Origin of the sequence: Burkholderia sp. AU33423, from assembly GCF_002223135.1 — a bacterium.
Taxonomy (GTDB): domain Bacteria; phylum Pseudomonadota; class Gammaproteobacteria; order Burkholderiales; family Burkholderiaceae; genus Burkholderia; species Burkholderia lata_D.
In genome coordinates, this window is sequence record NZ_NKFH01000005.1 from 59,437 (window position 1) to 78,551 (window position 19,115).

The 19,115-nt window shown below is 68.9% G+C and carries 18 protein-coding genes; 3 read left to right on the top strand and 15 right to left on the bottom strand.

Annotated features, from left to right (window positions below; all coding sequences use genetic code 11):
* Positions 1-20 precede the first annotated feature (20 nt).
* The 15 genes from CFB50_RS12720 to CFB50_RS12785 form a co-directional block, all read right to left on the bottom strand.
* Positions 21-431, bottom strand: a complete 411-nt coding sequence (locus CFB50_RS12720) for a group II truncated hemoglobin (protein ID WP_089446124.1) — start codon at positions 429-431, stop codon at positions 21-23.
* Positions 432-474: 43 nt separating this feature from the next.
* Positions 475-3,090, bottom strand: a complete 2,616-nt coding sequence (locus tag CFB50_RS12725; protein ID WP_179254186.1) for an ABC transporter permease — start codon at positions 3,088-3,090, stop codon at positions 475-477.
* Positions 3,087-3,704, bottom strand: coding sequence for a DUF4126 domain-containing protein (locus CFB50_RS12730; protein ID WP_069248492.1), 618 nt, complete (start codon positions 3,702-3,704; stop codon positions 3,087-3,089). The genes CFB50_RS12725 and CFB50_RS12730 overlap by 4 nt, the downstream gene beginning before the upstream one ends.
* A gap of 210 nt (positions 3,705-3,914) precedes the next feature.
* A complete protein-coding gene (sugE, locus tag CFB50_RS12735) occupies positions 3,915-4,235 on the bottom strand; it encodes a quaternary ammonium compound efflux SMR transporter SugE (RefSeq protein WP_089446125.1) in 321 nt (106 codons plus the stop codon).
* Between the two features lie 138 nt (positions 4,236-4,373).
* Entirely contained in the window at positions 4,374-4,658 is a 285-nt protein-coding gene (locus CFB50_RS12740) for a putative hemolysin (protein WP_089446126.1), read from the bottom strand.
* A 158-nt stretch (positions 4,659-4,816) separates the two neighbouring features.
* Positions 4,817-5,515: a two-component system response regulator KdpE gene (kdpE, locus tag CFB50_RS12745; protein WP_069248495.1), complete on the bottom strand. Its 699-nt coding sequence runs from the start codon at positions 5,513-5,515 to the stop codon at positions 4,817-4,819.
* The gene (locus CFB50_RS12750) at positions 5,508-8,351 is read right to left on the bottom strand and encodes a DUF4118 domain-containing protein (RefSeq protein ID WP_089446127.1); all 2,844 of its coding nucleotides are present in this window, start codon (positions 8,349-8,351) and stop codon (positions 5,508-5,510) included. The genes kdpE and CFB50_RS12750 overlap by 8 nt, the downstream gene beginning before the upstream one ends.
* A 162-nt stretch (positions 8,352-8,513) precedes the next feature.
* On the bottom strand, positions 8,514-9,095 hold the full coding sequence (kdpC, locus tag CFB50_RS12755) for a potassium-transporting ATPase subunit KdpC (RefSeq protein ID WP_089446128.1): 582 nt from the start codon (positions 9,093-9,095) through the stop codon (positions 8,514-8,516).
* A 25-nt stretch (positions 9,096-9,120) separates the two neighbouring features.
* On the bottom strand, positions 9,121-11,205 hold the full coding sequence (gene kdpB, locus CFB50_RS12760; RefSeq protein ID WP_089446129.1) for a potassium-transporting ATPase subunit KdpB: 2,085 nt from the start codon (positions 11,203-11,205) through the stop codon (positions 9,121-9,123).
* Between the two features lie 54 nt (positions 11,206-11,259).
* Positions 11,260-13,065, bottom strand: a complete 1,806-nt coding sequence (gene kdpA / locus CFB50_RS12765) for a potassium-transporting ATPase subunit KdpA (RefSeq protein WP_089446130.1) — start codon at positions 13,063-13,065, stop codon at positions 11,260-11,262.
* The gene (gene kdpF / locus CFB50_RS12770) at positions 13,062-13,154 is read right to left on the bottom strand and encodes a K(+)-transporting ATPase subunit F (protein ID WP_006752209.1); all 93 of its coding nucleotides are present in this window, start codon (positions 13,152-13,154) and stop codon (positions 13,062-13,064) included. The genes kdpA and kdpF overlap by 4 nt, the downstream gene beginning before the upstream one ends.
* The gene (locus CFB50_RS39975; protein WP_256093628.1) at positions 13,151-13,273 is read right to left on the bottom strand and encodes a hypothetical protein; all 123 of its coding nucleotides are present in this window, start codon (positions 13,271-13,273) and stop codon (positions 13,151-13,153) included. The genes kdpF and CFB50_RS39975 overlap by 4 nt, the downstream gene beginning before the upstream one ends.
* A gap of 192 nt (positions 13,274-13,465) precedes the next feature.
* Positions 13,466-14,440 carry a quinone oxidoreductase family protein gene (locus CFB50_RS12775; protein WP_089446131.1) on the bottom strand — a complete coding sequence of 325 codons (975 nt, stop codon included), beginning with the start codon at positions 14,438-14,440 and terminating at the stop codon, positions 13,466-13,468.
* Positions 14,441-14,617: 177 nt separating this feature from the next.
* The gene (locus tag CFB50_RS12780) at positions 14,618-15,010 is read right to left on the bottom strand and encodes a methylglyoxal synthase (protein WP_011352738.1); all 393 of its coding nucleotides are present in this window, start codon (positions 15,008-15,010) and stop codon (positions 14,618-14,620) included.
* 48 nt (positions 15,011-15,058) lie between these two features.
* Positions 15,059-15,838: an SDR family oxidoreductase gene (locus CFB50_RS12785; RefSeq protein ID WP_069257219.1), complete on the bottom strand. Its 780-nt coding sequence runs from the start codon at positions 15,836-15,838 to the stop codon at positions 15,059-15,061.
* Positions 15,839-16,068: 230 nt separating this feature from the next.
* Here CFB50_RS12785 and upp point away from each other — a divergent pair, with 230 nt between their 5' ends.
* From upp to purD, 3 genes are all read left to right on the top strand, one after another.
* Positions 16,069-16,719, top strand: a complete 651-nt coding sequence (upp, locus tag CFB50_RS12790) for a uracil phosphoribosyltransferase (protein WP_011352740.1) — start codon at positions 16,069-16,071, stop codon at positions 16,717-16,719.
* A 217-nt stretch (positions 16,720-16,936) separates the two neighbouring features.
* Complete coding sequence (locus CFB50_RS12795; RefSeq protein WP_011352741.1) at positions 16,937-17,665, top strand: YebC/PmpR family DNA-binding transcriptional regulator; 729 nt, start codon at positions 16,937-16,939, stop codon at positions 17,663-17,665.
* Between the two features lie 104 nt (positions 17,666-17,769).
* Positions 17,770-19,047, top strand: a complete 1,278-nt coding sequence (gene purD / locus CFB50_RS12800) for a phosphoribosylamine--glycine ligase (RefSeq protein WP_089446132.1) — start codon at positions 17,770-17,772, stop codon at positions 19,045-19,047.
* The last annotated feature ends 68 nt before the right edge of the window (positions 19,048-19,115 follow it).

The following is a 19,115-nucleotide window of genomic DNA, read 5'->3' on the forward strand; positions in this document are numbered from 1 at the left end:
GGCGGCGGCGTACCGGTCGATCAACCGGGCCGGTTGCGCATCCAGTCGGCCGTGTCGTAGAACGAATGCATGAGCCGCTCGCGCAGCGGCTCGGGCAGCCCGATGTCCTCCATCGCCCACGCCATGCAGCGCAGCCACTGGTCGCGCTCGACCGACGCGATCGGGAACGGCAGGTGCCGCGCGCGCAGCCGCGGATGGCCGAACCGGCTGATGTAGTGGTCGGGGCCGCCGAGCCACCCGCACAGGAACCAGAAAAACTTGTCGCGTGAACCGTCGAGCGATGCCGGGTGCAGCGCGCGAATCTGCGCGAACTCGGGCTCGAGGTCCATCAGGTCGTAAAAGCGGTCCACCATCTCGCGCACGCGGGCTTCACCACCCACGAGCTCGAACGCCGTCGGTTGCGACGGCGCATCGTCATTCACATCGGTCATACGGATAGTCGGAAAACGGGATCTTCGGGGCTGCCGGCGACGCTCATGCGTCGCGCAGCGACTGCAGCGCGGGGCGCCGCAGCACATTATGCAGGCTCAGCCAGCCGGCCGCACCGGCGCACGCGACGCCGGCCGCAATGCCGGCCGGCACGAGCCACGGATCGACGGCGAGCTGGAAGTCGAACACGCGCGACGCGAGCACCCAGCCGACCGCGATCGCGCCCGCCGATGCCAGCGCACCGGCCAGGGTGCCGACCACGACGAACTCCGCGCGCTGCACCGCGTTGACCTGCGCGCGCGACGCGCCGAGCGCGCGCAGCAGCGCGGCCTCGCGCACCCGCTCGTCGCGCGTGCCGGCAAGCGCCGTGTACAGCACGAGCACGCCGGCCGCGAGCGTGAACATGAACAGGAACTGCACCGCGCCGACCACCTGCAGCATCATCCGCTGCAACTGCGCGAGGATCGGTGCGACGTCGATCGCGGTCAGGTTCGGATAGCGCGCGATCAGCGGATCGAGCAGCGCGGCATTCGATGCCGGCAAATGGAAGCTCGTCAGGTACACGGCCGGGAAATCCTTCAGCACCGGCGGCGGCATCAGCACGAAGAAATTGACGCGGAACGAACCCCAGTCGAGCTTGCGCACGCTGGTGATCGGCGCATCGACCGTCAGCCCCGTCACGTCGAAGCGCAACACGTCGCCCGGCTTCACGTTCAGCGTCTTCGCCAGGCCGGCCTCGATCGAGATCTGCGGCGTCGCCGCGGTGCCGAACCAGTCGCCTTCGATGATCCGGTTGTCGGACGGCAACCGGGTCGTATAGGACAGGTTGAACTCGCGGTCGACGAGCCGGCGCGCCTCCTCGGAAGGGTATGCGTCCGGATTCACCGGCTTGCCGTTGATCGCGACGAGGCGGCCGCGCACCATCGGCTCGGGCACCGCGTCGCGCACGCCGTGCGCGGCCAGATAGGCCGCGACGTCGGCGCGCTGGTCGGGCTGGATGTCGATCAGGAACTGATTCGGCGCATCGGGCGGCGTCGACTGCTGCCAGCCCGCGACGAGGTCGTTGCGCGTGATCGCGATCAGCAGCAGGCACATCAGGCCGAGCGCGAGCGCGGTGATCTGCAGCGCGCTGGCCGTGCCGCGCCGGTGCAGCGACGCGAGCGCGTAACGCCAGCCGACGCCCGCGGCCACGCGCGCGTTGCGCACCGCGCGCGCGGCGGCGAACAGCACGAGCCGCGCGATCAGCGCGAAACCGACCAGCGCGCCGGCGAAACCGCCCGCGACGATCAGCCCGAGTTTCAGGTTGCCGGCGGCGGCAATCAGCAGCCCCGCGAACAGCACGACGCCGATCGCATACGCGGCCCACGCCGTGCGCGACGCATCGCCCCACTCGCGCCGCAGCACGCGCACCGGCGGCACGCGCGTGAGCGGCACGAGCGGCGGCAACGCGAAGCCGAGCAGCAGCACCAGCGCGGCGCCCACGCCGATCAGCGCCGGCCACGGCGTGGGGGGCGGCAGCACCACGTCGATCAGGCCGCCGAGCGCGGCCAGCAATGCCCAGTGGCCGCCGTAGCCGAGCATCGCGCCTGCGGCACCGGACACGATCCCGATGCCCGCGAATTCGAGTGTGAACAGCGCGCCGAGCGTGCGGCGGCTCACGCCGAGGCAGCGCATCGTCGCGCAGCCGTCGAGGTGGCGCCGCATGTAGCGCTGCGCGGCCATCGCGATCGCGACCGCCGCGAGCAGCGCGGTGAGCAATGCGACGAGCGTCAGGAAGTGGCGCGCGCGATCCAGCGTCTGCCGCACCTGCGGCTGGCCTTCCTGCAACGACTCGAGACCGGCGCCGCGCAGTTTCCCGCCGTCGACACGTGCGTGCGCATACGCTTCGAAACGCGCGACGGCCTGCTGGTCGCCGGCGACCAGCAGCCGGTACGTGACACGGCTGCCGTAGCCCGTGAGCCCCGTCGCCGCGAGTTCATCGGCGCGCATCATCAGCCGCGGCGAAAAATTGACGAAGGAAAAACCGCGATCGAGTTCGCGGGAGATCGACGCGGCGACCTTGAACGTGCGCAGCCCGACGCGCACCGTGTCGCCCGCCTTCAGGTGCAGCGCATCGAGCAGCGCCGGATCGGCCCATACGGTGCCGGGAGCGGGAATCGCTGCCGCCTTCTGCGCGGTGGCCGCGCCGGCCGGCAGGATCTCGACCGCGCCGCGCAACGGATAGCCGGGCGACACGGCCTTCACGGCCGCGAGGCGCGAGGGCGCCGCGTCGGTCGCCTGCCCGCCCGCGGCGGACGCGATCATGCTCGGGAAGATGGCGGTCGTCGCGGTACGCAGGCCGAGTGCGCGGGCCTGCTGGTCGAACGACGGATCGACGGGGCGATCGGCCCGCACGACGAAATCGGCGCCAAGCATCTGGCGCGCGTCCCGCTCGAGCCCCTGGCGCAGCCGGTCGGCGAGGAAGCCGACGCTCGTCAGTGCCGCGACCGCGAGCACCAGTGCAAGGACGAGCAGCGTCAGCTCGCCCGCGCGCCAGTCGCGCGCGGTCATGCGGGCGGCTTGGCGGATCAGGTCGCGCAGCCCGAAGCGGCCGGCATGCGCGCTCACCTCATGGCCGGGTTGCCCGGCCGGCGGCTGCGCCGCGTGTTGCCGCCCCTTCAATCGCGCTTCCCCCCGATCGAGTTGAGCCGCGACACCATGTGGTTCGCCATGCCGCGAAAGCCGCCCGAGACACCGCGCCACAGGCGCGGGAGCGCCCATGCGGACGCTGCGATGAACGCGGCAAGCAGCACGAGGAACGCGAGCGGAACGAAGAACGCGAGCACGAGCCCGCCGACCACGAGGCCGTCCTCGGTCGATGAGGCGATCCAGTTCGAAATCGGTTCCGGCGACAGGTTGATCATCGCGCGCGTGCCGGCCTTCGCCACGTGTGCGGCACCGGCGAGCGAGCCGCCCGCGAGCCCCGCGACCGCGAGCATGGTCGGATCGGCATGGCCGAGCGCGCCGGCCGCGAGCACGGCGCCGGCCGGAATGCGGATGAAGGTGTGCACGGCATCCCACAGCGAGTCGAACGCGGGGATCTTGTCGGCAAGGAATTCGGTGACGGTGAGCACGGCCGCGGCACCGATGACCCACGGCGACATCAGGACGGCCAGCGTGTCGGGCAGGTGGAGCCAGCCGAAACGCGCCAGCACGCCGGCGATCAGCACGGTCAGGTACAGGCGCAGGCCGCTCGCCCACGCGAGCCCCGCGCCGAGCGAAATGGCTTCGATCATGGCCCTCTCCTTGCACTTTCCGTGCGATTTGCCGATTGATCGGATCGGGTCGGACAGACTGGCCGCGCGGCGCGTGGCGACCGGCACCGCGTGCTGCGAGAAGCACGACGGTATTCAGGCCCGAATGCGTTCCATTATAGACAGGCTAGACGCACGGCCGGCGCAATTCCGCAGTGCGGCACCGGGCGCGTGCGCACCCGGATGCCGTCGTCAGGCAGCAGACGACAGCTTGAGGCCGATCAGCCCCGCGACGATCAGCACGGCGCTCGCGATGCGCGCGACGGTCAGCGCCTCGCCCATCATCACGATGCCGAACACGAACGCACCGACCGCGCCGATGCCCGTCCACACCGCGTACGCGGTGCCGAGTGGCAGCTGGCGCATCGCGACCGCGAGCAGCCCGAAGCTGGCCAGCGCCGTCACGATCGTAAACACCGACGGACCGAGCTTCGTGAAGCCGTCCGACGATTTCATGCCGGCCGCCCAGGCCACTTCCAGCAACCCGGCAATGAACAACCATACCCACGCCATCTCGACGTACTCCGTATCGGATGGGGCCGTCCCCGTTGAAGCGAATGACTCGGGGTCGTCCCCGGGCGGCGCCGAGTATAACAAGATGCTTACGGACACGGCGCGCGGCCGATCGGGGGCGCGACCGGCCGGGCCCGGTCAGTTCGACGCGCGCTTCGGTGTGACGCCGCCGACGCAGCGGTCGTCGCGGTACAGCGCCCACTCCTCGCACACGCGGCCGTCCTTGAACACGCACATGCCGACCTGCCCGCTCGACAGGCTGCGGATCGTGTGGCGGCCGCCGAGCTTGGCGCAATTGACCGACGCGGGATTGGCCATCGCCTGCTGCTGCGACGACGGTTGCTGCCCGGGCGGCAGCGGTTGGGCGAACGCGCCAGGCGCAGCAAGCGCCAGCGCACAGATGACGACCAGACGGACGGACATTGCACGCTCCTCGTTTTCGCTCGCGGAACGGTCAGGATAACGGGGAATGAGCGCCGGGTGTGCAACGCGCGCGCCGGCCGCGAGACTGTCGCGCCGACGCAACCCTGCCGGCACGCGACGTCACGCGCACGGGTGCCGCTGCGACCCGGCGACGCCCGTCATGCGGCGCCGACCAGCCGGTAACCGACGCCCGTCTCGGTCACGATGTGCTCGGGCTGCGCCGGGTCGCGCTCGAGCTTCTGGCGCAGGTGCGCCATGTAGATACGCAGATAGTGGTGGCTTTCTACGTGCGACGGCCCCCACACGTCGCGCAGCAGCTGGCGGTGCGTCAGCACGCGCCCCGCGTGCCGCACGAGCGTCGCGAGCAGCCGGTATTCGAGCGGCGTCAGGTGCACGATCTCGTTGTCACGCCACACCTGGCGCAGCGCGAGATCGACGGTCACGGTGCCGAAGGTCACTTTCGGCGACTCGTTCGCGCCGCCCTGGTTGCGCCGGCGCAGTTGCGCGCGGATCCGCGCGCGCAGTTCGGACACGCCGAACGGCTTGGTCAGGTAATCGTCGGCGCCCGCGTCGAGCGCCGCGACCTTCTCTTCCTCCTGCGTGCGCGCGGACAGCACGATCACCGGCACCTCGGACCAGCCGCGCAATTCCCGGATCACGTCGAGGCCGTCGGTATCGGGCAGGCCGAGGTCGACGATCACGAGATCGGGCTTGCGGGTCGCCGCGTCGATCAGCCCCTGCTTGCCCGTCTCGGCCTCGAACACCGCGATGTCCTCCTCCTCGAGCGCGGCGCGCACGAAACGGCGGATCTGTTTTTCGTCCTCGATCAGGACGACGGTCAGGCTGGGTTCACTCATGATCTGGCAATGATTCGGATGGGGACGACGCACCCGGCACTTCGGGTTCGTCGTCGGGTACGGCAGGCGCGGCCGGCGGTGTCTCGACCGGCAGCGTGAACCAGAAACGCGCGCCCGTCACGTGGCCGTCGGGTGCCGTCCGGTTGAACGCGCCGATTTTACCGCCGTGCGCTTCGACGATCGCGCGGCAGATCGCGAGGCCGAGGCCGATGCCCGGCGTCGCCGATTCCTTCTCGCCGCGCGTGAACTTGTCGAAGATCCGCGTTTCCATCCCGGCCGGCAGGCCGGGACCGTAATCGTCGACGAGCACGCGCACGAACGGCAGCCCGTCGTCGGTCACGCGCTCGGCGCCGATGTCGAGCGGCGTATCGGCCGGCGTGTACTTCGCCGCGTTCTCGAACAGGTTGGTGAACAGGCGCTCCATCAGCACCGCGTCCATCTGCAGGAGCGGCAGGTCGGCCGGCAGCACGACGCGCGCGGGATGGCGCGCAAGCACGCGCTTGCAGGCGGCGAGTGCGGCACCGACGGCTTCCTCGAGCAGCGACCACTGACGCTTCAACTGCAGGCTGCCGGCCTGCAGCCGCGCCATGTCGAGCAGGTTCGTGACGATGCCCGTCATCCGCAGCGCCTCGTCGTGGATCGCATCGACGAGTTCGCCCTCGCGCTGCGCGAAGCGTTCGGCCGCCGCGGCGTCGCCGCCCTGCGCGGCCGCGCGCCCGTTCGCGAGCATCGACGAGAAGCCGACGATCGTCGTGAGCGGCGTGCGCAGGTCGTGCGAGATCGCCGACAGCAGCGAGTTGCGCAGACGCTCGGATTCCATGTTGACGAGCGCGTCGCGCGCGATCTCCACGTAGTGCACGCGTTCGAGCGCGAGCGCGATCTGCGCGGCGAACGCGTCGAGCATCCGCTGCTGCTCCGGCACCTCGAGTTCACGCGGCTCGCGCGATGCGACCGCGAGCACGCCGCGCGTGCGCATCGGCGCCTTCAGCGGCAGGTACAGCGCGGCCGTCGCGGGCAACGTATCGGTGCCGCGGCCGGCCGGCTTCTGCTGGTCGTACACCCACTGGCCGACGTCGCTGTCGAGATCGGCGCCCGTCAGCGTGACGGCCGCATCCGGCTCCTCGATCTTCTGGCGCACCTTGTCCGCGCTGTCGGGCAGCAGGAAGGCGACGCGCGCGCGGAACACCTCGCCCACGTGACGGCTGCCGATCTCGACGATCTGCTCCGTCGTCAGCGCCGCGCCCAGCTCGCGCGCCATCGCGTAGATCGCGCCAGTGCGGCGCTCGCGGCGCTGCGCGACGCTCGCCTGGCGCGTCAGCGTCGACGTCAGGTGGCTGATCACGAGCGACGTCAGCAGCATCCCGAAGAAGGTCAGCAGGTATTGCGTGTCACTGACCGAAAACGACATGCGCGGCGGTACGAAGAAGTAATCGAACGCGGCCACCGACAGGAACGACTGCAGCACGCCCGGGCCGCGCCCGAGCCGCACCGCCGAAAACACGACGCCGAGCAGGTACAGCATCACGAGGTTCGTGAGGTCGAGCCGCTCGGACACGAGGCTCGCGACGACCGTGATCGCCGCGCAGATCGCGGCCGCATACACGTAATGCCGCGGCGGTGAACGATGCGTGCCGAACTGCGCGAACGCGTCGCGCCAGTCGCGCGCACGCGCGTCGAGGGGTGCCGCGCGCGCCTCGTCGCTCGCGGACGCCCGGATCAGCATCAGGTCGACGTCGCCCGCGCGTTCGGCAAGCTGCTCGCCGAACGGCCGCACGAAGCGGCGCACGAGCCCGACCTTCGGCGAGCCGCCCGCGACGATCTTCGACACGTTGCGCACCTTCGCATAGCCGATCAGCGCGGCAACCGCGTCGGCGCCGGCGAGCGTGGCCGTCTCCGCGCCGAGCTCGGCCGCGAGCTTCAGCGCGTCGAGCGTGCGCTGCCGGCGCGCAGCGGGCAGCCGCTGCAGGCGCGGCGTTTCCACATAAACGGCGATCCAGTCGGCCTTCAGGCTCGCGGCGAGCCGCGCGGCCGCCCGCACGAGCGTCGGCGCTTCAGGGCCCGGGCCGACGCACACGAGCAGCCGCTCGCGTGCCTGCCAGATGCGCTGGATCGAACGATCGGCGCGATACTCGCGCATCTGCGCGTCGACGCGGTCGGCTGTGCGCCGCAGCGCCAGTTCGCGCAGCGCAATCAGGTTGCCCTTGCGGAAGAAGTTGCGCACCGCGCGCTCGGCCTGCTGCGCGAGATAGACCTTGCCGTCGCGCATCCGCTCGAGCAGTTCCTCGGCCGGCAGGTCGACGAGCGTGACTTCGTCGGCCGCGTCGAACACGCGATCGGGCACCGTCTCCCACACGCGGATGCCGGTGATCGCGCCGACCACGTCGTTCAGGCTTTCGAGGTGCTGGACGTTGACGGTCGTGTAGACGTCGATGCCCGCGTCGAGCAGTTCGTACACATCCTGCCAGCGCTTCAGGTGCCGCGCGCCCTGCACGTTCGAATGCGCGAGTTCGTCGACGAGGATCAGTTGCGGCTGGCGCGCGAGCGCGCCGTCGAGATCGAATTCGGCGAGCGTGCGGCCGCGATAGTCGATGCGCGCGAGCGGCAGCACGTCGAGGCCGTCGAGCAGTGCGGCGGTTTCGCTGCGCCCGTGGGTCTCGACGATGCCGACGACGACGTCCACGCCTTCCTGCAGGCGCTGGCGCGCGGCCTGCAGCATCGCGTAGGTCTTGCCGACACCGGCCGATGCGCCGAAGAAGATCTTGAGCTGGCCGCGCCGCTGCTTTTCTTCGTCACGCTGCAGTTTGTCGAGGAGTTGGTCTGGATCGGGACGATTCATGCGTCAGAAAGGCGGAGCGCCCGGATGCGCGCGAGTACGAGCATTGTTGTTCCAAATCGCCGCAAAAGGCAAAGACGGCGCACGCGCCGTCGGGAAAAAACGCGTCCGGCGCGGATCGGGCCGCGCCGGACGCCGGTTGTCGTCGGAAGCCCGGGCGCGCGCTCAGTGCGCGGCCTGCGCCGCGTCGAGCGCGAGGTTCAGCTGCAGCACGTTCACGCGCGGTTCGCCGAGCACGCCGAACTGGCGGCCCTTCGTGTTCGCGGCGACGAGCTGCGCGACCGCGTCGGGCGCCAGGTTGCGCGCCTTCGCGACGCGTTCGACCTGGTATGCGGCGGCGGCCGGCGTGATCTCCGGATCGAGGCCGCTGGCCGACGCCGTCACGAGGTCGACCGGCACGGGCTTCGACATGTCGGTGCCCGCGTCGCGCAGCGCGGCGATGCGCCCCTTCACCTGGTCGGCGAGCGACGGGTTCAGCGGGCCGAGGTTCGAGCCGCCGGAGCCGGTCGCGTTGTACGGCATCGGCGTGGTGGCCGACAGCCGGCCCCAGAAATACTTCGGCGCTTCGAACGGCTGGCCGATCAGTGCGGAGCCGACTGCCTTGCCGTCCTTCTCGATCAGGCTGCCGTTCGCCTGCGACGGGAACACGGCCTGGCCGAACACGGTCATCACGGCCGGGTAGGCGAGCCCCGTCACCGCGGTCAGCACGACAAAGATCACGACGAGCGGACGAATCAACGTTTTCATGATGTTTCCTTCAAATACGGCCGGCTCAGGCCCAGCCGAGTGCAGCGAGCGTCATGTCGATCAGCTTGATGAACGGGAACGGCAGCAGCACGCCGCCGAGGCCGTACACCAGCAGGTTGCGGCGCAGCAGCGATGCGGCGCCGAGCGGCCGGTACGTGACGCCCTTCAGCGCCAGCGGAATCAGCGCGACGATGATCAGCGCGTTGAAGATCACCGCCGACAGGATCGCCGACGCCGGTGACGTCAGGTGCATGATGTCGAGCACGCGCAGCTGCGGGTACGTCGTCACGAACGCGGCCGGGATGATCGCGAAATACTTCGCGATGTCGTTCGCGATCGAGAACGTGGTGAGCGACCCGCGCGTCATCAGCATCTGCTTGCCGATCTCGACGATCTCGATCAGCTTCGTCGGGTTCGAGTCGAGGTCGACCATGTTGCCGGCTTCCTTCGCCGCCTGCGTGCCGGTGTTCATCGCCACGGCGACGTCGGCCTGCGCGAGCGCCGGCGCGTCGTTGGTGCCGTCGCCGGTCATCGCGACGAGGCGCCCTGCGGCCTGGTGTTCGCGGATCGTCGCGAGCTTGGTTTCCGGCGTCGCTTCCGCGAGGAAATCGTCGACGCCCGCTTCCGCCGCGATCGCCGCGGCCGTCAGCCGGTTGTCGCCCGTCACCATCACGGTCTTGATGCCCATCTTGCGCAGTTCCGCGAAGCGCTCCTTGATGCCGCCCTTCACGATGTCCTTCAGCTCGATCACGCCGAGCACGCGCGCCGCGCCTTCATACAGGTCGGCCACGACGAGCGGCGTGCTGCCGCGGCGCGCGACTTCATCGACCGCGCGGCGCACTTCTTCCGGGAAGCGGCTGCCGTGCGTCTCGACGTAATTGCGGATCGCATCGGCCGCGCCTTTGCGGATTTCACGGCCCGGGAGGTCGACGCCGCTCATCCGCGTCTGCGCGGAGAAGCCGATGAACGTCGCGTGCAGTTGCCCCATGTCGCGCTGGCGAATGTTGAAGCGCTCCTTCGCGAGCACGACGATACTGCGGCCTTCCGGCGTTTCGTCGGCGAGCGACGACAGTTGCGCGGCATCGGCCAGCGCTTCCTCGGTCACGCCCGGCGCCGGCACGAACGTCGATGCCTGGCGGTTGCCGAGCGTGATCGTGCCGGTCTTGTCGAGCAGCAGGACGTCGACGTCGCCCGCGGCTTCCACCGCGCGGCCCGACGTCGCGATCACGTTCGCCTGCATCATCCGGCTCATCCCGGCCACGCCGATCGCGGACAAGAGGCCCCCGATCGTCGTCGGGATCAGACACACGAGCAGCGCGACGAGCGCGGTGATCGTCACCACGTGGCCGGCCTTCATCGCTTCGACCGAGAACATCGAGAACGGCAGCAACGTGGCGGTCGCGAGCAGCATCACGATCGTCAGCGCAACGAGCAGGATCGTCAGCGCGATCTCGTTCGGCGTCTTCTTGCGCTTCGCGCCTTCGACCATCGCGATCATCCGGTCGAGGAACGCCTCGCCGGGGTTCGCGGTGACCTTGACGACGATCCAGTCCGACAGCACGCGCGTGCCGCCCGTGACCGACGAGAAGTCGCCGCCCGATTCGCGGATCACCGGCGCGGATTCACCGGTGATCGCCGATTCGTCGACCGACGCGACGCCATCGACCACCTCGCCGTCGGCCGGGATCACGTCGCCGGCCTCGACCAGCACGACGTCGCCCTTGCGCAGCTCGGTCGCGGTCGTGATGCGGATCGGCGACTTCGGATGCGGCTCGTTGAGCTTCTTCGCCATCACGTCTTTCTTCGCGCTGCGCAGCGATGCGGCCTGCGCCTTCGAGCGCCCTTCGGCGAGCGCTTCGGCGAAGTTCGCGAACAGCACGGTGAACCACAGCCACAGCGCGATCGCGAGGATGAAGCCCGCGGGCGCCTCGGCCTGGCCGGCGAGCGCCGCGATCCACAGAATCGTGGTCAGGATGCTGCCGACGTACACGCAGAACATCACCGGATTGCGGAACTGCGTGCGCGGCGTGAGTTTCTTGAACGAGTCCACGATCGCCGGGCGCAGCAGCGCCGGATCGAACATGGACCGTGTTGCGGAATGTTGAGTCATTGCGATCTCTTCAATCTCTTCAGTCTTTTCAATGTGTCGCCATGCGGGCGCGCATCACGCGCCCAGCCACATCATCAGGTGCTCGACGCCCGGGCCGAGCGCAAGCGCCGGCACGTAGGTCAGCGCGCCCACCAGCAGCACGGTGCCGAGCAGCAGCACGACGAACAGCGGACCGTGCGTCGGCAGCGTGCCGCTCGTCGCCGCGATGCGCTTCTTCGCGGCGAGCGAGCCGGCGATCGCCAGCACCGGCACGATCGTGCCGAAGCGGCCGAACCACATCGCAATCGCGGTCGTCCAGTTATAGAACGGCGTGCCGACCGTCAGGCCCGCGAACGCGCTGCCGTTGTTGTTGGCGGCCGAGCTGAACGCGTACAGGATTTCCGAGAAGCCGTGCGGCCCCGGGTTCGCGATGCCGGCCTTGCCTGCATCGGCGAGCACGGCGATCGACGTGCCGACCAGCACCAGCAGCGGCGTGAGCAGCACGACGATCGACACCATCTTCATCTCGTACGATTCGATCTTCTTGCCGACGTATTCCGGCGTGCGGCCGATCATCAGGCCGGCGACGAACACCGCGAGCAGCGCGAACACGAGCATCCCGTAGAGACCCGAGCCGACCCCGCCGTAGATCACTTCGCCCAGCTGCATCAGCAGCAACGGCACGAGGCCGCCGAGCGGCGTCAGCGAATCGTGCATCGTGTCGACCGCGCCGCACGACGCGGCCGTCGTCGCGACCGTGAAGATGCCGGTCTGCGCGATGCCGAAGCGCGTTTCCTTGCCTTCCATGTTGCCGCCAGGCTGCAGCGCGCTCGCCGACTGGTCGACGTGCAGCACGGCGAGCGTCGGGTTGCCGCCCTGCTCGGCGCTCACCTCGAAGCCGATCGCGATCACGAACGCGACCGTCATCGCCGCGAGCACGGCGATGCCCTGCCGGCGGTCGCCGATCATGCGGCCGAACACGAGGCACAACGCGGCCGGGATGATCAGGATCGCGAAGATCTGGATGAAGTTCGCGAACGGCGTCGGGTTCTCGTACGGGTGCGCGGAGTTCGCGTTGAAGAAGCCGCCACCGTTGGTGCCGAGCATCTTGATCGCTTCCTGCGACGCGACCGGGCCCATTGCAAGCGTCTGCTTCGTGAGCGGGGTCGGCACCGTCACCGCGTTGCCCTTGTCGTCCTTCACCGGATTGCCCTGCGCGTCCAGCTTCGGCGCCGCATAGGTGCTCGTCTGCAGCACCGGCACGTCCTGGTACGACTTCATGTTCTGGATCACGCCCTGGCTCATCAGCAGCGCGGCGATGATCACCGACATCGGCACGAGCACGTACATCGTCACGCGCGTGAGGTCGACCCAGAAGTTGCCGATCGTCTGCGCGGTATGACGTGCGAAACCGCGGATCAGCGCGATCACGACGACGATGCCGGTTGCCGCCGACAGGAAGTTCTGCACGGTCAGGCCGAGCATCTGCGTCAGGTAGCTGACGGTCTGCTCCGGCGTGTAGTCCTGCCAGTTCGTGTTGGTGACGAAGCTGACGGCCGTGTTGAACGCGCCGTCGACCGTCATCGCGCCGAACTGCTGCGGGTTGCCGGGCAGGAAGCCCTGCAGGCGCAGGAGGCCGTAGAGGAACAGCGCGCCGAGCGCGTTGAACGCGATCGTCGCGATCGCGTACTGCTTCCAGTTCATCTCGCTGCCGGCATCAACGCCGGCGATGCGGTACAGCGCGCGCTCGAGCGGCCCGAACACGCGCACGACGCGCGAACTGCCGTCCATCACCGCGGACAGATAGCGGGCGACCGGCACGGCCGCCGCCAGCAGCACGACGATGAAGAGCAGCGTCTGAAAGAGATTGTTCGCGTTCATTCAATGTCCTCCGCGCGCAGCAGCGCAAAGACGAGATACGCGAACAGCAGGGCCGTCGAGGCGCCCGCCAGCCAAAGCATCCAGGTCATGCTCGCCCCCCGCGACCGTATTGCACGAGCTTGTCGCAACCGGCAATCAAACCGAGGATCAGCGCGGTGAAGAGCACCAGTGCGCCGATAAATACCCCATCCATTTTTCTGTTCTCCATCGTCGAAATCAGACGACTAGAACCTTATGGGAACGCACGTAAAGGACGGGTCAAAGGTATCGGGGCACGTATAAAAAACGCGTAAACGTGGCATTCGGGGGAGGACGGCAGGAACCGGGAGGCGGGACGGACGGCGCCGTGGCGCCGCCCGGACAAGCGCGTGCCGGCATGGCGCCGGCACGGAGAGACAGGTCAGGGAACGAGGATCGTCGAGCCGGTGGTCTTGCGCGCTTCGAGATCTTCATGCGCGCGGCCGACTTCCGCGAGCGGATAGCGCTGGTTGATGCTCGTCTTCACCTTGCCCGACAGCAGCACGTCGAACAGCTCGGCGGCCGCGGCTTCGAGATCGGCGCGCTTCGCGATGTACGAGAACAGCGTGGGGCGTGTAAAGAACAGCGAGCCGCGCGACGAGAATTCCTTCGAGTCGATCGGCGGCAGCGGGCCCGACGCGTTGCCGAAGCTGACGAAATAGCCGAGCGGCGCGAGGCAGTCGAGCGAGCCGATGTAGGTGTCCTTGCCGATCGAGTCGTAGACGACCGGCACGCCCGCGCCGTTCGTGATCTCCTTCACACGCTGCGTGAAGTTCTCGCGCGTGTAGACGATCGGATGGTCGCAACCGTGCGCCTTCGCGAGCGCGGCTTTCTCGTCGGAGCCGACCGTGCCGATCACGGTCGCGCCGAGCGCCTTCGCCCACTGGCACACGAGCAGGCCGACGCCGCCGGCCGCCGCGTGGATCAGGATCGTGTCGCCGGCCTTCACCGGATACGTGCGGCGCAGCAGGTAGTGCGCGGTCAGGCCCTGCAGCATCACCGACGCCGCGTCGTCGTAGCTGATGCCGTCCGGCAGCTTCACGAGCCGCTCGGCCGGCATCACGCGTTCCTGCGCGTATGCGCCCGGCGGCTGCCCGACGTACGCGACGCGGTCACCCGCCTTGAACGTGGTCACGCCTTCGCCGACGGCCGTCACCTCGCCCGCCGCCTCCATCCCGAGACCGCCCGGCAGCGCTTGCGGGTAAAGGCCGGTACGGAAATAGACGTCGATGTAGTTGAGGCCGACCGCGTGCTGCCGGATGCGGACTTCGCCCGCCTTCGGTTCGCCGACCTCGACATCGACCCACTTCATCACGTCCGGGCCGCCCGGCTGGTCGTATCGGATTGCTTTCGGCATCGTTTCGCTCCTCGTTTCTGATTCTGTCAGGGAAAATCCGGGTCGCCGATCCGCGGAGCCGGCCGGGTCATGCAGGAACCGGGCAGCAGGCGCGTGTCGCGAAGCACGATTCTCGCGCGCCGCGGCCGCCCGTGCATGGCCCTGCCGCCAGCAGGGGCAATCGGGCGCGGGCGGCCCTTAGCAGACGTCCTGCATGTTGCGCGCCAGATCGTCGAGCAGCATCCGCGCGGTGGCGACGTTGGTCGCGACCGGCACGTCGTGCACGTCGCATGCACGCACGAGCGCGGTGATGTCGGGGTCGTGCGGCTGCGCGGTCATCGGGTCGCGCAGGAACACGACGATGTCGATGCGGCCGTCGGCCAGTTCCGCACCGATCTGCAGGTCGCCGCCGAGCGGCCCCGACAGCTTGCGCTCGACCTCGAGCCCGTGCGCGTCCGCGATGCGGCCGCCGGTCGTGCCGGTCGCCACCAGCCGGCATTGCGCAAGCGTCGCGCGGAATTCGCCCGCGAGCGCGACGATCTCGTCCTTCTTCGCGTCGTGCGCAATCAATGCGATGCGGGGTTTGCTCATCTCCAGATCCTTCGTTTCAGGTGGTTATCGTGAAAGGCGGCGCGCGCGTCAGAACGTGCCCGGATACGCACCGCCGTCGAGCAGCCAGTTCTGCCCGGTGATGTAGCCGGCGTGCACGCTGCACAGGAACGCGCACGCCGCGCCGAATTCCGCACGGGTGCCGAGGCGCCCGGCCGGGATGTCCTTCGTGCGACGCGCGCGCATCTCGTCGACGCTCACGCCCTGCGCCTTCGCCGACGCGGCGAGCGTGGTCGCGATCCGGTCGGTGTCGAACAGGCCCGGCAGCAGGTTGTTGATCGTCACGCCCTGCCCCGCGACCTTGCGCGACAGCCCCGCGACGAAGCCGGTCAGCCCCGAGCGCGCGCCGTTCGACAGCGCGAGCACGTCGATCGGCGCCTTCACGGCCGAGCTGGTGATGTTGACGATCCGGCCGAAGCCGCGCGCGATCATCCCGTCGACGGTCGCGCGGATCAGCTCGATCGGCGTCAGCATGTTCGATTCGAGCGCGCGGATCCAGTCGTCGTGGGAGAAGTCGCGGAAGTCGCCGGGCGGCGGGCCGCCGGCATTCGTCACGAGAATGTCCGGCTGCGGGCACGCGGCGAGCGCGGCCGCGCGCCCGTCCGGCGTCGTGATGTCGCAGGCGACTGCGGTCACCGACACGTTCGCGCCGGCCCGGATCTCCTCCGCGGTTTCCTCCAGCGTGTCGCGCGTGCGCGCGACGATCACGAGGTTCACGCCCTCGGCGGCCAGCGCTTCCGCGCAGCCGCGACCGAGCCCCTTGCTTGCCGCGCACACCAGCGCGGTCTTTCCTTCGATGCCGAGATCCATCGTCGATTCCTTGGTGGCGACACGCGCCGGCTCGGCCCCATCGCCCGGCGCATGGACCCCGGGCGGGTCAGGCGGGCAATCGGGCGGGCGCGGGCGCGCGGATTGTCGTGAGACGTCGATATTATCCGGATCATGTGGCGCGCCTTGGTAAAATTGCGGACATAAGCGCGCGGCCGGCTTGCGCCCGCCACCGCCCCCGATCCTCTTTTGCCGCCAAGGCGCCCCCCGTCATGAAACAGGACAGCCGTTTCCCGAATCTCTTCATCACCGATCACCCGCTGATCCAGCACAAGCTCACGCACATGCGCGACAAGGACACGTCCACGCGCACGTTCCGCGAGCTGCTGCGCGAAATCACGCTGCTGATGGGTTACGAGATCACCCGCAACCTGCCGATCACGACCAAGCGGGTCGAAACCCCGCTCGTCGAGGTCGACGCGCCGGTGATCGCGGGCAAGAAGCTGGCGATCGTGCCCGTGCTGCGCGCGGGCATCGGGATGTCGGACGGCCTGCTCGACCTGGTTCCGTCCGCCCGCGTCGGCCACATCGGCGTGTACCGCGCCGACGACCACCGCCCGGTCGAATACCTGGTGCGCCTGCCGGATCTGGAAGACCGCATCTTCATCCTGTGCGACCCGATGGTCGCGACCGGCTACTCGGCCGTGCACGCGGTCGACGTGCTGAAGCGCCGCAACGTGCCGGCCGCGAACATCATGTTCGTCGCGCTGGTCGCCGCCCCCGAAGGCGTGCAGGTGTTCCAGGACGCGCACCCGGACGTGAAGCTGTTCGTCGCGTCGCTCGATTCGCACCTGAACGAGCACGCGTACATCGTGCCGGGCCTCGGCGACGCGGGCGACCGCCTGTTCGGCACCAAGAACTGAGCCCCGGTACGGCCGCGCGGCGCGCGGCCCGGCTCGCGACGGCCCGCCTGGCCGTCCGGCCATGCGCGGCGGCCCCGATCCGGCGGTCGCCGCGTGATAAAATCTCGATCCACTCGACACGCGCGGCCCCGCGGCTTCATGCCCGCCGAAACGGCCGCCGATTCAACGACACATTGAAACAATCGCCCGCGCTGTGCGCCCGGGCACGGAGAAAGGTATGGCTGGTCATTCGAAATGGGCCAACATCAAGCATAAGAAGGCAGCGGCCGACGCGAAGCGCGGCAAGATCTGGACCCGCCTGATCAAGGAAATCCAGGTCGCGGCGCGCCTCGGCGGCGGTGACGTCAACTCGAACCCGCGCCTGCGTCTCGCGGTCGACAAGGCGGCCGACGCGAACATGCCGAAGGACAACGTCAAGCGCGCGATCGATCGCGGCGTCGGCGGCGCGGATGGCGCGAACTACGAGGAAATCCGCTACGAAGGCTACGGCATCAGCGGCGCGGCGATCATCGTCGACACGCTGACCGACAACCGCACCCGTACGGTCGCGGAAGTCCGCCATGCGTTCTCGAAGTTCGGCGGCAACATGGGCACCGACGGCTCGGTCGCGTTCATGTTCGATCACGTCGGCCAGTTCCTGTTCGCACCGGGCACGTCGGAAGACGCGCTGATGGAAGCCGCGCTCGAAGCCGGCGCGAACGACGTGAACACGAACGACGACGGCTCGATCGAAGTGCTGTGCGACTGGCAGGCATTCTCGGCGGTGAAGGACGCGCTCGAAGCCGGCGGCTTCAAGGCCGAGCTCGCCGAAGTGACGATGAAGCCGCAGAACGAAGTCGAATTCACCGGCGACGACGCGGCGAAGATGCAGAAGCTCCTCGACGCGCTCGAGAACCTCGACGACGTGCAGGACGTGTATACGAACGCCGTCATCGTCGAGGAATGATGTGCCGGCCGCCGTGTTCCTGTCGCGGCGGCGGCCCGACCGAATCCGCGGCCGGCGCGCCTGAGCGTGCCGGCCGCCCTGTTTTCTAGTCTGCGGGGAATCCCATGAAACTACTCGTCGTCGGTTCCGGCGGCCGCGAACATGCGCTGGCGTGGAAGCTCGCGCAGTCGCCGCGCGTCCAGATGGTCTACGTCGCGCCCGGCAATGGCGGCACGGCGCAGGACGAGCGCCTGAAGAACGTCGACATCACGGCGCTCGACGAACTCGCCGATTTCGCGGAACGCGAAGGCGTCGCGTTCACGCTCGTCGGGCCGGAAGCACCGCTCGCGGCCGGCATCGTCAACCTGTTCCGCGCGCGCGGCCTGAAGGTCTTCGGCCCGACCCGCGAAGCCGCGCAACTCGAGAGCTCGAAGGATTTCGCGAAGGCGTTCATGAAGCGCCACGGCATCCCGACCGCCGAGTACGAAACGTTCTCCGACGTGGCCGCCGCGCACGCGTACATCGACGCGCAGGGTGCGCCGATCGTCGTGAAGGCCGACGGCCTCGCGGCCGGCAAGGGTGTCGTCGTCGCGATGACGGCGGAAGAAGCGCACGAAGCCGTCGACATGATGCTGTCGGGCAACAAGCTCGGCGACGCCGGCGCGCGTGTCGTGATCGAGGAATTCCTCGATGGCGAGGAAGCGAGCTTCATCGTGATGGTCGACGGCAAGCACGCGCTGGCGCTGGCGTCCAGCCAGGACCACAAGCGCCTGCTGGATGAAGACCGCGGCCCGAACACCGGCGGCATGGGTGCGTATTCGCCCGCGCCGATCGTCACGCCGCAGATGCACGCACGCGTGATGCGCGAGATCATCATGCCGACCGTGCGCGGGATGGAGAAGGACGGCATCCGCTTCACGGGCTTCCTGTATGCGGGCCTGATGATCGACAAGGAAGGCAATCCGCGCACGCTCGAGTTCAACTGCCGGATGGGCGACCCGGAAACGCAGCCGATCATGGCGCGCCTGAAGAGCGATTTCTCGAAGGTCGTCGAGCAGGCGATCGCGGGCACGCTCGACACGGTCGAGCTCGACTGGGACCGCCGCACCGCGCTGGGCGTCGTGCTGGCCGCGCACGGCTATCCGGACGCGCCGCGCAAGGGCGACCGCATCAACGGGATCCCGGCCGAGACCGAACAGGCCGTCACGTTCCATGCGGGCACGACGCTCGACGGCGACAAGCTGACGACGTCCGGCGGCCGCGTGCTGTGCGTGGTCGGCCTCGCCGATTCGGTGCGCGAAGCGCAGCAGCATGCGTACGAGACGATCAACCAGATCAATTTCGAAGGCATGCAGTACCGCCGCGACATCGGCTTCCGCGCGCTCAACCGCAAGAGCGCCTGACGTTGCAATCGCCGCCCCGCCCACGCGCGGCGGCGGCCTCTCTGCCGGGGTTCGTTAGAATGCCCGGC

Excerpts from the sequence above, each read along its gene's own strand:
- CFB50_RS12750 (WP_089446127.1), bottom strand. The coding sequence starts at position 8,351 with ATGAATCGTCCCGATCCAGACCAACTCCTCGACAAACTGCAGCGTGAC.
- upp (WP_011352740.1), top strand. The coding sequence starts at position 16,069 with ATGAAACAGGACAGCCGTTTCCCGAATCTCTTCATCACCGATCACCCG.
- CFB50_RS12785 (WP_069257219.1), bottom strand. The coding sequence starts at position 15,838 with ATGGATCTCGGCATCGAAGGAAAGACCGCGCTGGTGTGCGCGGCAAGC.
- sugE (WP_089446125.1), bottom strand. The coding sequence starts at position 4,235 with ATGGCGTGGGTATGGTTGTTCATTGCCGGGTTGCTGGAAGTGGCCTGG.
- CFB50_RS12730 (WP_069248492.1), bottom strand. The coding sequence starts at position 3,704 with ATGATCGAAGCCATTTCGCTCGGCGCGGGGCTCGCGTGGGCGAGCGGC.
- CFB50_RS12775 (WP_089446131.1), bottom strand. The coding sequence starts at position 14,440 with ATGCCGAAAGCAATCCGATACGACCAGCCGGGCGGCCCGGACGTGATG.
- kdpB (WP_089446129.1), bottom strand. The coding sequence starts at position 11,205 with ATGACTCAACATTCCGCAACACGGTCCATGTTCGATCCGGCGCTGCTG.
- CFB50_RS12720 (WP_089446124.1), bottom strand. The coding sequence starts at position 431 with ATGACCGATGTGAATGACGATGCGCCGTCGCAACCGACGGCGTTCGAG.
- CFB50_RS39975 (WP_256093628.1), bottom strand. The coding sequence starts at position 13,273 with ATGGAGAACAGAAAAATGGATGGGGTATTTATCGGCGCACTGGTGCTC.
- kdpC (WP_089446128.1), bottom strand. The coding sequence starts at position 9,095 with ATGAAAACGTTGATTCGTCCGCTCGTCGTGATCTTTGTCGTGCTGACC.
- CFB50_RS12780 (WP_011352738.1), bottom strand. The coding sequence starts at position 15,010 with ATGAGCAAACCCCGCATCGCATTGATTGCGCACGACGCGAAGAAGGAC.
- kdpE (WP_069248495.1), bottom strand. The coding sequence starts at position 5,515 with ATGAGTGAACCCAGCCTGACCGTCGTCCTGATCGAGGACGAAAAACAG.
- purD (WP_089446132.1), top strand. The coding sequence starts at position 17,770 with ATGAAACTACTCGTCGTCGGTTCCGGCGGCCGCGAACATGCGCTGGCG.
- CFB50_RS12795 (WP_011352741.1), top strand. The coding sequence starts at position 16,937 with ATGGCTGGTCATTCGAAATGGGCCAACATCAAGCATAAGAAGGCAGCG.
- kdpF (WP_006752209.1), bottom strand. The coding sequence starts at position 13,154 with ATGACCTGGATGCTTTGGCTGGCGGGCGCCTCGACGGCCCTGCTGTTC.
- kdpA (WP_089446130.1), bottom strand. The coding sequence starts at position 13,065 with ATGAACGCGAACAATCTCTTTCAGACGCTGCTCTTCATCGTCGTGCTG.
- CFB50_RS12740 (WP_089446126.1), bottom strand. The coding sequence starts at position 4,658 with ATGTCCGTCCGTCTGGTCGTCATCTGTGCGCTGGCGCTTGCTGCGCCT.